At 75.4% G+C, this 13,067-nt stretch carries 11 protein-coding genes; 7 read left to right on the top strand and 4 right to left on the bottom strand.

Annotated features, from left to right (window positions below; all coding sequences use genetic code 11):
• Positions 1-80: 80 nt before the first annotated feature.
• Both AC07VC_RS06515 and AC07VC_RS06510 read left to right on the top strand, forming a co-directional pair.
• On the top strand, positions 81-257 hold the full coding sequence (locus tag AC07VC_RS06515; RefSeq protein WP_172407170.1) for a hypothetical protein: 177 nt from the start codon (positions 81-83) through the stop codon (positions 255-257).
• A 107-nt stretch (positions 258-364) separates the two neighbouring features.
• Complete coding sequence (locus AC07VC_RS06510) at positions 365-1,222, top strand: alpha/beta fold hydrolase (RefSeq protein WP_494675440.1); 858 nt, start codon at positions 365-367, stop codon at positions 1,220-1,222.
• Positions 1,223-1,288: 66 nt separating this feature from the next.
• Here AC07VC_RS06510 and AC07VC_RS06505 read toward each other — a convergent pair whose 3' ends face one another.
• Positions 1,289-3,163, bottom strand: coding sequence for a glycoside hydrolase family 15 protein (locus tag AC07VC_RS06505; protein ID WP_494675441.1), 1,875 nt, complete (start codon positions 3,161-3,163; stop codon positions 1,289-1,291).
• Positions 3,164-3,252: 89 nt separating this feature from the next.
• Between AC07VC_RS06505 and AC07VC_RS06500 the strand changes: the two genes are divergently transcribed.
• Positions 3,253-4,635, top strand: coding sequence for a glucose-6-phosphate dehydrogenase (locus AC07VC_RS06500; protein ID WP_317231062.1), 1,383 nt, complete (start codon positions 3,253-3,255; stop codon positions 4,633-4,635).
• 36 nt (positions 4,636-4,671) lie between these two features.
• Here AC07VC_RS06500 and AC07VC_RS06495 read toward each other — a convergent pair whose 3' ends face one another.
• Together AC07VC_RS06495 and AC07VC_RS06490 are read right to left on the bottom strand one after the other, a co-directional pair.
• A complete protein-coding gene (locus AC07VC_RS06495; protein ID WP_494675442.1) occupies positions 4,672-5,532 on the bottom strand; it encodes a hypothetical protein in 861 nt (286 codons plus the stop codon).
• A 37-nt stretch (positions 5,533-5,569) separates the two neighbouring features.
• Positions 5,570-5,758 (bottom strand): hypothetical protein, encoded by a 189-nt coding sequence (locus tag AC07VC_RS06490; protein ID WP_094115415.1) that lies wholly within the window; start codon positions 5,756-5,758, stop codon positions 5,570-5,572.
• A 134-nt stretch (positions 5,759-5,892) separates the two neighbouring features.
• Between AC07VC_RS06490 and AC07VC_RS06485 the strand changes: the two genes are divergently transcribed.
• The 4 genes from AC07VC_RS06485 (at position 5,893) to AC07VC_RS06470 (ending at position 12,641) form a co-directional block, all read left to right on the top strand.
• Positions 5,893-7,047 (top strand): SLC13 family permease, encoded by a 1,155-nt coding sequence (locus AC07VC_RS06485; RefSeq protein ID WP_494675443.1) that lies wholly within the window; start codon positions 5,893-5,895, stop codon positions 7,045-7,047.
• Between the two features lie 83 nt (positions 7,048-7,130).
• Positions 7,131-7,709: a TetR/AcrR family transcriptional regulator gene (locus tag AC07VC_RS06480; RefSeq protein WP_494675444.1), complete on the top strand. Its 579-nt coding sequence runs from the start codon at positions 7,131-7,133 to the stop codon at positions 7,707-7,709.
• 40 nt (positions 7,710-7,749) lie between these two features.
• Positions 7,750-10,749, top strand: coding sequence for an MMPL family transporter (locus AC07VC_RS06475; RefSeq protein ID WP_494675445.1), 3,000 nt, complete (start codon positions 7,750-7,752; stop codon positions 10,747-10,749).
• A complete protein-coding gene (locus AC07VC_RS06470; RefSeq protein WP_494675446.1) occupies positions 10,746-12,641 on the top strand; it encodes a YhgE/Pip family protein in 1,896 nt (631 codons plus the stop codon). Before AC07VC_RS06475 ends, AC07VC_RS06470 begins: the two co-directional genes overlap by 4 nt.
• Before the next feature lie 86 nt (positions 12,642-12,727).
• Here AC07VC_RS06470 and AC07VC_RS06465 read toward each other — a convergent pair whose 3' ends face one another.
• Positions 12,728-13,030: a putative quinol monooxygenase gene (locus tag AC07VC_RS06465; protein ID WP_119403371.1), complete on the bottom strand. Its 303-nt coding sequence runs from the start codon at positions 13,028-13,030 to the stop codon at positions 12,728-12,730.
• Positions 13,031-13,067: the final 37 nt, after the last annotated feature.

Below are 13,067 nucleotides of genomic sequence, written 5' to 3'. Positions count from 1 at the left end.
GGGCAGGATGGGAGCACACCGCCGGCAGCGGTGCGCGCGAGGACGCGGGCACCGGCCGCGCGACGACAGGAGGCACGGACATGACCCACCACGACGGCACGGCCGACGCGCACGACGACGACGCGGGGCTCGGCGGCGACGGCACGATCCCGGCGGGGGAGAAGGGCGTCGCGGCCGGTCACGACGGGGGGAACGACCACTTCGAGCCCGAGGAGGACACCCCCCACCACACGGACGACGACGGCGCCTCCGCCTAGCCCGCCGCTCCCGGCGCCCGCCCGCCCTCGTCCACCCCGGCCCTCATGGGCCCCGGCGGACGGCGCGCAGGCGGGCGCCGCGCTGCGTCCGCGTAGCCTGGATCCCCGTGGACACCGCGACCAACCCCCTCGACGGCACGCGCATCGCCTACCGGGTGTTCGGCGCCCCACCCGGGGCCGGCGGCGCGCACCGAGGCGGCGCGGCACCCGACCCGGCCCCCGCCCCCGTGGTCCTCGTGCACGGCACGGCCCTCTCCCAGGCCATCTGGCGCGGCTTCGGCTGGGTCAGGGCGCTCTCCCCGGAGCGCCCGGTGATCACCCTCGACCTCCGCGGGCACGGCCGGAGCGGCACTCCGCACGATCCGTCCGCCTACGCGATGGACCTGATGGTGGCGGACGTCGTGTCCGTCCTCGACGCGGTCGGCGCGCCGGCCGTGCACCACGTGGGCTACAGCCTCGGCGCGCGGGTCGGCTTCTCCCTGGCCGCCGCGCACCCCGAGCGGCTCCTCTCCGCATCCAGCCTCGGCGGCTCTCCCCGCAGCGGCGTGGGCGTCTTCGACCGCGTGTTCTTCCCCGGCTGCATCCCGGCGCTCGAGACGGGCGGCATGCCGGGCTTCCTCGCGGCCTGGGAGCACCACGGCGGCCACGTCGTCGACGCGGCGACGCGCGGCGCCTTCCTCGCGGACGACGCGGCCGCGCTCGCGGCGTACATGCGGGAGTCGGAGCGGGACCGGGGCGTGCCCGACGACGTCGTGGCCGCGTCGTCCGTGCCGCTGCTCCTCGTGGCGGGAACGCGTGACGCCGAGCGGCTCCGGGCCGCGCGCCACGTGCGCGCGCTGCGGCCCGACGCCCGCCTCGTCGAGCTGGAGGGCGCGACGCACGCGGGCACGCCACGCCATCCGGGTGCCCTGGCGGCGGTGACGGCATTCCTCGCGGAGGTCGCGGCCTCCCAGGCGGGCGGCTAGGGGGCGGAGCCGGTCCTCCGCCGGACGGGAGCCGCCCGGCCCCGCGGGAGCCGCCCGGCGGGCGGATCAGGCGGCGGGTGCCGCCGCGGTCGCCCGTCGGGCGGCCTCCGCGTGAACGCGGGCGGCGTTGCCGTCCTCGTGCGCCCGGTCGAGGTCGTCCGGATGCGCCGCGGCGGCCGCCTCCAGCGCATCCGCCGCCCGCACCAGCGCGAGGTGCGACAGGGCCTGCGGCACGTTGCCGGCCTGGCGGCGCCCCACCGGGTCGTACTCCTCCGAGAGGAGGCCGACCTCGTTGCAGAGGCCCACCAGGCGGTCCATGAGCTCGCGCCCGTCGGCCACCCGGCCGGACCGCGCGTACTGCTCCACCAGCCAGAACGAGCAGGCGAGGAACGGGTACTCGCCGGCGGGCAGCCCGTCCACCCCGGCGCTCGTGTCGTAGCGCAGCAGGAAGCCCTCGTGCATGAGCGTGCGCTCCATCGCGTCGACGGTCGCGAGCATGTGCGGGTCGTCGTAGGCGCAGAAGCCGGCCTGGGCGAGGATCAGCAGCGAGGCGTCCACCTCGGTCGTGCCGTAGTGCTGGCGGAACGCGCCCGTGGCGGGGTCCACGCCGCGGTCGAGGATCTCGTCGCGCACCCGGTCCCGCAGCGTCCGCCACTGCTCGACGGGCCCGTCGAGGCCGTGCCGCTCGACGCCCTGCACGGCCGCGTCGAGCGCCGCCCAGATCATCGCGCGCGAGTGCGTGAAGTGCTGCTCGGCCCCGCGGATCTCCCAGATGCCGCTGTCCTGGCGCTCCCAGTTCTCCTCGACGAAGCCGATGAGGGCGCGCTGCAGCGGCCAGGAGAACTCGGTCTCCCGGACGCCCGCGTCCCGCGCGGCCTGGAGCGCGAGCATGACCTCGCCGATGACGTCGGCCTGGTACTGCTCGAAGGCGCCGTTCCCGACGCGGACGGGCCCGGAGCCCTCGTACCCGGGCAGGCTGTCGAGGTCGCGCTCCGGGAGGAAGCGCTCGCCGCTCAGGCCGTACATGATCTGGACGTCGCCCGGGTCCCCGGCGATCGCGCGCAGCAGCCAGGTGCGCCACTCGTCGGCCTCGTCGTCGAAGCCGTGCGCGAGCAGCACCTCGAGGGTGAGGGACGCGTCGCGGAGCCACACGTAGCGGTAGTCCCAGTTGCGGGATCCGCCGAACTGCTCGGGGAGGCTGGTGGTCGCGGCCGCGACGATGCCGCCGGTGTCCTCGTGCGTGAGCGCGCGCAGCACGAGCAGCGATCGGCGGACGGCCGCCTGGTGCGGGCCCTGGTGCTCGATGGAGCTCGCCCAGGTCTCCCACCACTCGGTGGTGTGCTCGAGGGCTGCGTCCACGTCGAACGCGGGCGGCTCGCTGCGGTGCGAGGGGTACCACGTGAGGGCGGTGTCGACGGTCTCGCCGGCCGACACGTCGAAGGCCACGCCGTGGTGGTGGTCCGTCGCCGTCAGCTCGGGACCGCGGATGACGACCGCGTCGGGACCGGCAACGGCGACGAGGCGCGGGTCGTCGCCGTCGAGCTTGCGGATCCACGGCAGCGCCGTCGCGTAGCCGAAGCGGAGGCGCAGGTCGCCCTGCATCCGGACCGTGCCGCTGATGCCCTGGACGCGGCGGACGACGTCGGCCCGCCGGTCGCCCATGGACATGAAGTCGGTCACCTCGACCGCGCCCTCGGGCGTCTCCCACCGCGTCCAGAGGACGAAGGTGTTGCCGAGGTAGGTGCGCATCGACACGGTCGCGTCGGGGGACGCGGGCGCGAGCCTCCACGCGCCGTGCTCCTCGGTGCCGAGGAGCGCGCCGAACATGGACGCGGAGTCGAACCGCGGCAGGCACAGCCAGTCGATGGACCCGTCCCGCCCGACCAGCGCACCCGTGTGGCAGTCCCCGATGAGTGCGTAGTCCTCGATGCGCATGGCCATGCCACATGGTCCCATGGAGCACCCGGGCGTCCGCGCCACGGGGCGCATCCGGCCACCGGGGCCAGGGCGGCCCGGCGTAGCCTGGCCCCATGCCCGCCACCTCCACGCTCCTCATCCTCGGCGCCAGCGGCGACCTCTCCGCGCGCCTGCTCCTCCCCGGCCTCGGGGAGCTCCTCGCCCACCGGCCGGACCTCGACCTGCAGCTGGTCGGCGCGGGCACGGAGGAGTGGGACGACGAGCGGTGGCGCGAGGTCGTCCGCACCTCCTTCGCGTCGCTCGGCGCGGAGGGCCCCGCGGTCGACCGCGTGGTCTCCGGCACCACCTACCTCTCCGCCGACGTGACGTCCGAGTCCGACCTCGAGCGGCTCCTGGCCGCGTGCGACGCCGCCCCCGCCGTCTACTTCGCCCTGCCGCCGGCGGTCACCGAGCGGGCCTGCGAGGCGATGACGCGCATCACCCTGCCCGAGGGCACGTCCCTGTCGCTCGAGAAGCCGTTCGGCACCGACCTCGCGAGCGCGCAGGCGCTCAACCGGCTCCTCGCGACGCTGGTCCCCGAGGAGCGCACCCACCGCGTCGACCACTTCCTCGGCCGCTCGACCGTCCGCAACCTCCTCGGACTGCGCTTCGCGAACCGGCTGCTCGAGCCCGTCTGGAACGCCCAGCACATCGCGAGCGTCGAGATCGTCTACGACGAGCAGCTCGCCCTCGAGGGGCGCGCCCGCTACTACGACACCGCGGGCGCGCTGACCGACATGATCCAGAGCCACCTGCTGCAGGTGATGGCCGTGTTCGCGATGGAGCCGCCGGCCACGACCGACGCCCGCGACGTGCGCGACCAGAAGGCGCTCGTGCTCCGCGCGACGCGGCCGTGGGGCGGGGATCCCGTGGCGTCGTCCCGCCGCGCCCGGTACTCGGCCGGCGACGTGGAGGGCCGCGAGCTCCCCGCCTACGCCGACGAGGAGGGCGTCGACCCCGCGCGCGGCACCGAGACGCTCGCCGAGATGACGGTGGAGATCGCGAACTGGCGCTGGGCGGGCGTGCCCTTCCGGCTGCGCTCGGGCAAGGCGATGCGGGACCACCGGCGCGAGATCGTCGTGACCTTCCAGCCCGCGCCGCACGTGCCGACCGGGCTGTCGGGGGCGGACGAGCCCGATCGGATCCGCATCCTCCTCGCACCCGACGAGCTGCACCTGGAGCTGAACGTCAACGGGCCGGCCGACCCCGACGTCATCGACCGCGCCGAGCTCGTGACCGCCTTCGACGCGGGCGACCTCCCGCCGTACGGCCAGGTCATCGACGGCATCATCTCGGAGGACGAGAGCCTCTCGGTGCGCGGCGACACGGCCGAGGAGTGCTGGCGGATCGTCGAGCCCGTCATCGCCGCGTGGCGCGCGGGCGACGTGCCGCTCGAGGAGTACCCGGCCGGGTCGGCGGGGCCGTGGGACGGTCCGCAGGTGGCGCCGAGGAGCTGATCCCGCGGCCGCCTCGGCGGGGAGCAGCCGGAGCGCCTAGGCGCTGCGGACCGCGCGCAGCACCGCGGGGACCCGACGCGGGTCGGCGGCCAGCTCCGCCAGGGCGTCGTCGAGCGGATCCGCGTCGAACACGGCGAGCTCGCGCAGGACGGCGTCGTGGCGGGCCGCATCCTCGCGCGTCGCGTCGTCGCGGGCCGCGTCGTCGTCGCGGGCCGCGTCGTCGTCGCGGTCGCGGTCGGGGGACCCGGTCGCGCGCGCGTCCTCCAGGGGGAGCGCGGCGGCGACGGGGGAGGCGCCGAGGGCCAGGGCGACGTCGCGCGCGATGTGCGCGGTCATCAGCTCGTCGAAGAAGCCCGCGGTGGTGTCCGGCGAGCGCCGGACGAGCGCCCAGGCGCCGTCGGGGCCGAAGTGGTGGGCGAGCGCGGCGTGCACGATCTCCGCGAGGGGGCGGAGGTCCGGCTCCGCGAGGGGGTGGGCCGACGGCGCCTGCGCCTCTGCCGGAGCGGGGGCTGCGGGGGCTGCGGGCGCCTCGGCGGCCTCGGGCTCGGGCTCGGCCTTGTGCGCGGGCACGTGCGCCGGTCGGACGGGGCCGCCGTGCAGTCGCGCGGCGATGGCGGCGAGCTGTCCCGTGGCGAGCGACACGCCGGGCGGCGTAGGGACCGATCCGGTGCCGGGGCGTCCGGGGTCGTCTCCTTCCGCGATGCCGGGGACGGGCGCGGCGGGCGCGGCCTCGGTCGGGACGGACTTGCCTCTGCGCCACCGGAACATGATCACGGCCTCCCCGATCGCATCAGCGACGATCGGGACCATCATCGTGGGCGACACGCCCGGGCCGACCCGCGACACGCCGATGATCATGCGGGTGGGGCGCGCGCCGCGCACGCAGACGACGCGCACGCCCCGGGGGGACGTGCGCGTCGCGGACGGAGGGCGGCTAGTTGCCGATCTGCCCGTCGCGCGAGTCCTCGATGACGGTGCCGACCGCGATGGCCACCGTGATGGCCCAGCTGAGCCACATGAGGCCGAGCTTCCAGTCGCGCGGACCCCGACGGGTCGTCTGCATGGTGCTCCAGCCGCCCACGAGGGCGCTGAGGACGCTGCCGTTCAGGATGTACTTGCGCATGACACCTCCCAGTGTTCCTCCACGGTACCGGGATCCGGCCCCCGCGTCCGCCACGCCGCATCCCCTTCCCGCACCCGGCGCGGGCTCCCGGGAGCCGATGAGTACAGTGAGCGCGGATCAGACAGGAGGCGCCCGTGCGCACAGCCCTCATCGGGGCGGTGCTCCTCGTCGTCGGCGCCGTCGCCGTGGCCACCGGAGCCCTCCCGCTCGACGACCTCGGCGTCCTGTACGAGCGGGTCTGGCCGATCCTCCTGTTCGTGGTCGCCATCACGGTGGTCACGGAGCTCGCGAGCGAGGCGGGGCTCTTCACCTGGATCGCCGAGCGCGCGGCGGGCCTCGGCCGCGGTCGCACCTGGGCGCTGTGGCTCGCGACCGTGCTGCTCGCGTGCCTCTGCACGATCTTCCTGTCGCTCGACACGACCGCGGTGCTCCTGACGCCCGTGGTCGTCGTGCTCGCGCGGCACTGCGGGCTGCCCCCGCTCCCGTTCGCCCTGACCACCGTGTGGCTCGCCAACACGGCGTCGCTCCTGCTCCCGGTCTCGAACCTCACGAACCTGCTCGCGGAGCACGAGCTCGGCGGGCTCGGCCCCGCGGGCTTCGCGGCGCTCACGGTCGCGCCGGCGCTCGTCGCCATCGCCGTGCCCGTGCTCGCGATCCTCGTGATCCACCGGAGGGACCTGTTCACTCGCTACGAGGTCGGGGCGCGGAGCGCGCCGCCGGACCGCGTCCTCCTCGTCGGCAGCGCCGTGGTGGTGGGCCTCCTGGTGCCCGCGCTCGTCTCGGGCGTGGAGGTGTGGATCCCGGCGCTCGCCGCCGCCGTGGTGCTCGCGGTCCTCACCGCCGTGCGCCGGCCGAGCGCGCTCCGGCCGGGGCTCCTGCCGTGGCAGCTCGTCGTGTTCGCGTCCGGGCTCTTCGTCGTGATGGAGGCGGCGCAGTCGCTCGGGCTCACCGCCGTCATGGCGGCCGTGTCGGGCGAGGGGCAGGACGCCGCGGCGCTCTTCCGGCTCGCGGGCGTCGCGACGCTGAGCGCCAACGCGGTCGACAACCTGCCGGCGTACCTGGCGCTCGAGCCCGTCGCGGGGTCGCCGGAGCGCCTCGTCGCGGTCCTCGTGGGCGTCAACGCCGGGCCGCTCATCACCCCGTGGGCGTCGCTGGCCACGCTCCTCTGGCACGAGCGGCTGGTGAGCATGGGCGTGCACATCCGGTGGTCGCGCTACGTGCTGCTCGGCCTCGTGGTCGCGCCGCTGACGGTCGGCCTCGCGATGGCGGCGTTCGTCCTCACGAGATGACCGGCGGGCCGCTCCCCGTCGATCCCCGGGGAGTCTGACCGATCAGTCAGGTCCTGACCGCTCGGTCAGCGTAAGCTCCTCACGTGACCAGGACCCCCCGCGCCTCCGCCGGCGACGAGCTGCGCCCCATCGCCGCCGCGCGCTTCGCGCGCGACGGCTTCCAGGCCACCTCGCTCCAGCAGATCGCCGACGAGGCGGGCTACTCCAAGTCCAGCGTGCTGTACCACTTCGCCTCGAAGGAGGCGCTGCTCGAGGCCCTGCTCGAGCCGACCATCGACGCGCTCGCCGAGGTCATCGACCGGGCCGACTCGATCCGCGGCGACGACGATGCGCGCGGGGTGTTCGTGGAGCGGTTCATCGACTTCCTCCTCCTGCACCGGCACGAGGTCTCCCTGTTCATCACGCAGGGCCGCTCGCTCGAGCACCTCGCGGTCATCCGGCGGGCGAACGACCTCGTGCGCCGGCTCGGCGAGACCGCCGGCGCCCTCGACAGCGCCCTCGACCAGCTGCGCTACGGCGTGGCCCTCGGCGGCGCGGCGTACGTCCTCGCCGCGAGCGACGACTGGTCCACCAACGAACCGCTGCCCGACGACGAGATCAGGGCCGCTCTCGTCGTGGTCGTGGGGGAGCTCCTCGCCCCCCTGGCCTCCCCCTCCGCCTGATCCCGCACGTCACGTCCCCTCGTAAGGAGAGCCACCGCCCATGGCCACGCTTCTGTACCGGCTCGGCCGGATCTCGTTCCTCCACCCGTGGCGCGTGGTCGCCGCGTGGATCCTCGTCCTCGGGATCCTCCTCGGCGGCGGACTCGCGCTCGGCGGCACGACCCAGGAGTCGTTCTCCATCCCGGGCACCGAGTCGCAGGAGGCCATCGACCGCCTCGCCGCCGTGTTCCCGCAGGCCGCGGGCGCGAGCGCGCAGATCGTGACCGAGGCGCCCGCGGGCGCGAAGGTCACGGATGCCGCCGAGGAGGCCGCCATCGAGGCCACCGCGACGGCCGCGGGCGAGGTGCCCGGCGTCGAGACGGCGCTGTCCCCGTTCTCCGAGTACGCGACCGATGCCGTCTCCGACGACGGCACCGTCGCGATCACCACCGTGCAGTTCCGGGGGCAGAGCGACCAGGTGACCGACGCGACGCTCGACGCGCTGAGGGACTCCGCGCAGGCGGCGACCGACGCGGGCCTCACGGTCTCGTTCGGCGGGCAGGTGTTCCAGGACATCCACTACGGCGTGACGGTGACGGAGGCGTTCGGCGTGCTCTTCGCCGGCCTCGTGCTGGTCCTCACGTTCGGGTCGATGCTCGCCGCGGGCCTGCCGCTCATCGGCGCGCTGGTCGGCGTGGCGGCCTCCGCGGGCGCGCTCCTCGCCGCCGCGCGGTTCGTCACGGTCTCGAGCGCGTCGCCGCTGCTCGCCGTGATGATCGGCCTCGCGGTCGGCATCGACTACGCCCTCTTCATCCTCATGCGGCACCGCACGCAGCTCGCCAACGGGATGCCCGTCGAGCGGTCGGCGGCGACGGCGGTCGCGACCGCGGGCAGCGCCGTGATCTTCGCCGGCGTGACGGTGATCATCGCGCTCCTCGGGCTCCTCGTCGTGCAGATCCCGTTCCTCACCGTGATGGGCCTCGGCGCCGCGTTCGCCGTGCTGCTCGCCATGGGCGTGGCCACGACGCTCCTGCCCGCGATGCTCGGCCTCGCGGGCGAGCGCCTACGGCCGAAGGAGGGCTCGCGGGCCGCCCGGCGCGCGACGGCGCAGGCCGCGGGGACGCAGCGCACGCTCGGCGCGCGCTGGGTGGCGATCGTCACGAAGGTGCCGATCATCCCCGTGGTCATCGTCATCGGCATCGCCGGCCTCCTGGCCGTGCCCGCGTCGCAGCTGCAGCTGGGGCTGCCGAGCGGGGCCACCGAGCCCGAGGGGTCCACGAGCCGCGTCGCGTACGACACCGTCTCGGACGCGTTCGGCCCCGGGCACAACGGGCCGCTCGTCGTGCTCGTGGACATCACGCAGACCACCGACCCGATCGGCGTGCTCGAGGACATCGGCGGGGAGATCCGCGGCCTCGACGACGTCGCGTTCGTCGGGCAGGGCACGCCCAACCCGTCGGTCGACACCGCGATCATCCAGGTCGTGCCGGACAGCCCGCCCGAGTCGGCGGAGACGACGGCGCTCATGCAGTCGATCCGCGACCTCGCCCCCGGCCTCCAGGACCGGTACGACACGCGCGTGTCGGTGACCGGCACGACGGCCGTGCAGAACGACATCTCGCAGCGGCTCGACCAGGCGCTCGTGCCGTTCGGCATCGTCGTCGTGGGGCTCTCGATCGTCCTGCTGATGATCGTGTTCCGCTCCGTCTTCGTGCCGATCAAGGCGGCCGTCGGCTTCCTGCTGAGCGTCGTCGTGTCCTTCGGCACGGTGGTCGTCATCTTCCAGGACGGCCTGTTCGCGGACGCCCTCGGGGTGACGCCCGGCCCGATCCTCAGCTTCATGCCGATCCTGCTGATGGCGATCCTCTTCGGCCTCGCCATGGACTACGAGGTGTTCCTCGTCTCCGGGATGCGCGAGGACTTCGTGCACCACGGCGACGCCCGCCGGGCCATCGTCACCGGCTTCTCGGGTGCCGCGCGGGTGGTGACGGCGGCGGCGCTCATCATGTTCTTCGTCTTCGCGGCCTTCGTGCCCGAGGGCGCGGGCGTGATCAAGACCATCGCGCTCGGGCTCGCCGTCGGCATCTTCTTCGACGCGTTCCTCGTGCGCATGACCCTCGTGCCGGCCGCCATGGCGCTGCTGGGGAGGCGGGCATGGTGGATCCCGCGTTGGCTCGACCGCCTGCTGCCGGACGTGGACATCGAGGGCGAGGGGCTCCGCGAGCACCAGGACGACGTGGACTGGGCGCGCGCGTCCGGTGCCGCCGTCGCCGCCGAGCGCCTGGTCGTCGGCGTCCCCGGCCACCGCCTCGCGCCCGTGGACCTCGTCGCCGCGGCCGGATCCCTCGTGCTCGTCGAGGGCGAGGTCGCCGACCGCCGTCTCCTCGGCGCGACGCTCGGCGCCCGCCTCGTCCCGCTCGCCGGGCGCGCGCAGGTCGCCGGGCATCCGCTCGCCTCGGAGGCCGGCCGGGTGCTCACGAGCGTCGCCATGGCCGACCTCGGCCGTGTCGACCGCGTGGACTCCGGCGTCACGGTGGGGGACCTCCTCGCCGAGCGCATCGACCTGTCCGAGCCCCTCGGGCGCCGCCGCGGCGCCCGCGCGCGTCACGGGGAGTGGCTGGCGCGCATCGCCCAGGCGGCCGACGCCGCCGGGGCGCGCCGCATCGGCGCGGACGACCCCGTCGGATCGCTCCTGCCCCTCGAGCGCGCCATCGCGCTCACGGCCGTCGCCGCCTCCGGACGCGCGCCCGTGCTCGTGCTCGACGTGGTGGACCCGTTCCCGGACGCCGCCGCCGAGCGCGCGTTCCTCCGGGCGCTCGCCGCCCTCGTCCACGAGAGCACGACCGTCGTGCTCGGTGCGCCCGGGTTCCCGGACGACCACGGCATCCCCGGCCGGCCGACGGTCCGCCTGCGCCTCGGCGCGGACGACGTCCCGGCGGACGACGCCCGGCCGCTCGCCGCGGAGCACTCCGCCGCCGAGCACGGGACCGCCGAGCACGGCGCCGCCGTGCACTCCGACATCGACCCGCACGTCACGACCGGCAAGGAGACCCGCCGATGACCACCCGCTCCGCTCGCCGACGGCTCGCCGTCGCCCTCGTCGCGCTCGTCCCGCTCGCGGTCGCGGGCCTGTTCATCGGCTCGCTCTCGGACGTCGCGGACGGCGTCGAGCGGATCCCCGCCGCCATCGTCAACCAGGACGAGATCGTCCAGCAGACCGCGCCCGACGGCACGGAGACGCCCGTGCTCGCGGGCCGCCTCCTCGTCACGCAGCTGACATCGGACGACAACCAGGCCTTCGACTGGACCATCACCAACGCCGAGGAGGCCGAGCGGATGCTCGACGACGGCGAGGTCTACGCCGTGCTGACGGTGCCGGAGGACTTCTCCGCGTCGATCGTGTCGCTCTCGACGGACGCCCCGGAGCGCGCGCAGATCCGCGTCACGACGGACGACGCGCACGGCTACCTCACGGGCGCCGCCACCCAGGCCGTCGGCGTCGGCATGACGAGCGTGTTCGGCAACGCGATCACCTCGCAGTTCGTCTCCGGCATCTACACGACCTTCGGCAGCCTCAAGGGCTCGCTGACCGACGCCGGCACGGGCGCCGACCAGCTCGCGGACGGCGCCACGCAGCTCTCCTCGGGCGCCACGGCGCTCGGCGACGGGCTCACGCAGCTCGGCGACGGCCTCGGGCAGTCGCAGCAGGGCGCGTCGCAGCTCGCGGACGGCCTCGGGACCTACACGGGCGGGGTCTCCCAGCTCTCCTCGGGGCTCGACCAGCTGCAGACGGGCGCGGCCGGGCTCTCCCAGGTCGCGGACGGCGTCGAGCAGTACGCGGGCGGGGCGGGGCAGATCGCGCAGCAGGTCGCGGGGATCCGGCAGCAGCTGTCGGCCGACCCGCGGACGGCGCCGCTCGCCGCGCGGCTCCAGCCGCTCGAGCAGGGGCTCGACCAGTACGCCGCGCAGGGGCGGACCCTGGCGACGCAAGCGGGCGCCGGGATCCAGGGCGTGCAGCAGGGCATCGGCCAGAGCGCCTCGGGCGCCGCCCAGCTCGCCGCGAACGGCGGCGCGCTCGTCACGGGCGCCCGCCAGCTGGGCGACGGGCTCGGTCAGCTCCGCACGGGCGCGACCGGCGCGGCGACGGGCGCGGGCGACCTCGCCACGGGCGCCGACGGGCTCTCCTCCGGGGCCACCGAGCTCGGAGCGGGGCTCACGCAGGGCGCCGAGCAGATCCCCTCCCTCGACGCCGACCAGGCCACCGCGGCCTCGGGCGTCGTCGCCGACCCGGTGGGCCTCACGGTCGACCGCCAGAACGAGATCGGCAGCCCGGGGGACGCGATCGCCGCGATCACGGTGCCCATCGGCCTCTGGCTCGGCGCGTTCGCGACGTTCCTCGTGCTGCGGCCGGCCGCCCGTCGGCTGCTCGCGTCGTCGGCCGCGACCGGCCGCGTCATGGGGCGCGTCCTCGCGCGCGCCGCCCTGATCGCGCTCGCGCAGGTCGTGCTCCTCGTCGCGCTCGTGCACGCGGCGCTCGGGCTGTCCCCGGCGCTCCTGCCGGCGACCCTCGGGTTCGCCGCCGTGACCGCGGCGGCCTTCACCGCGATCCACTACCTCCTCCGCCAGGCGCTCGGCCGTGCCGGGCTCGTGGTGTCGCTCATCCTCCTGGCGGTGCAGGCCGCGGCCCTGGGCGGCATCGTGCCGTCGCAGCTCGTGGCGGCGCCGTTCGCGGCCGTCAGCCCGTTCCTCCCGCTCACGTACGCGTCCTCCGGCATGCAGGCGATCATCGCCGGCGGCGCCCCGGCCGTCGTGTGGGGATCGGCGGGCGTCCTCGCCGTGTTCCTGCTGCTGAGCCTCGCCGTGTCGTACCTCGTCACGCGGCGCTCGCGGCGGGCCCGGAGCCTCGGGCTGATCCCGGGCCAGGCGCCGTCCTCGGTCGCCGTCGCCGTCTGACCGACGGGGGAGGGCCCGCGTCGCGGAGCCCGTGCACGACGAGGGCCGCCCGGAGCACCGGGCGGCCCTCGTCGTGCGGCCGGTCGCTAGAGCGCGAGCGCGATGCGCCCGCTGAACACGCGGGTCACCGGCGGGGCGGCCAGCACCTCGCCGAGGCGCGCGGCGCCCTCGGGGGTGGCGCGCCAGGCGACGTAGGCGTCGTGGTCGGCCGTGCTCGCCCACTGCTCCACGACGATCATGCGCGCGGGGTCGGCGTCGTCGACCAGGACCTCGAGGCCCTCGTTGCCCGCGAACGCGCGGGTGGCCTGCAGGGTCTCGGCGAGGACGTCGGCGACGTCGGCCAGGCGGCTCTCGTCGACCTGGATCTCGAGGTGCACGGTGGTGCTCATGGTGTCTCCGGTCCCGACGCCGGGCCGGCGGGGCCTC

It is taken from the genome of Clavibacter sp. GW821-FHT01D01 (genome assembly GCF_059422605.1).
Note: the sequence above shows the minus strand (reverse complement) of the source record. Positions and strands in the feature narration are given on the sequence as shown.

Excerpts from the sequence above, each read along its gene's own strand:
- AC07VC_RS06500 (WP_317231062.1), top strand. The coding sequence starts at position 3,253 with ATGCCCGCCACCTCCACGCTCCTCATCCTCGGCGCCAGCGGCGACCTC.
- AC07VC_RS06490 (WP_094115415.1), bottom strand. The coding sequence starts at position 5,758 with ATGCGCAAGTACATCCTGAACGGCAGCGTCCTCAGCGCCCTCGTGGGC.
- AC07VC_RS06505 (WP_494675441.1), bottom strand. The coding sequence starts at position 3,163 with ATGGCCATGCGCATCGAGGACTACGCACTCATCGGGGACTGCCACACG.
- AC07VC_RS06465 (WP_119403371.1), bottom strand. The coding sequence starts at position 13,030 with ATGAGCACCACCGTGCACCTCGAGATCCAGGTCGACGAGAGCCGCCTG.
- AC07VC_RS06470 (WP_494675446.1), top strand. The coding sequence starts at position 10,746 with ATGACCACCCGCTCCGCTCGCCGACGGCTCGCCGTCGCCCTCGTCGCG.
- AC07VC_RS06475 (WP_494675445.1), top strand. The coding sequence starts at position 7,750 with ATGGCCACGCTTCTGTACCGGCTCGGCCGGATCTCGTTCCTCCACCCG.
- AC07VC_RS06515 (WP_172407170.1), top strand. The coding sequence starts at position 81 with ATGACCCACCACGACGGCACGGCCGACGCGCACGACGACGACGCGGGG.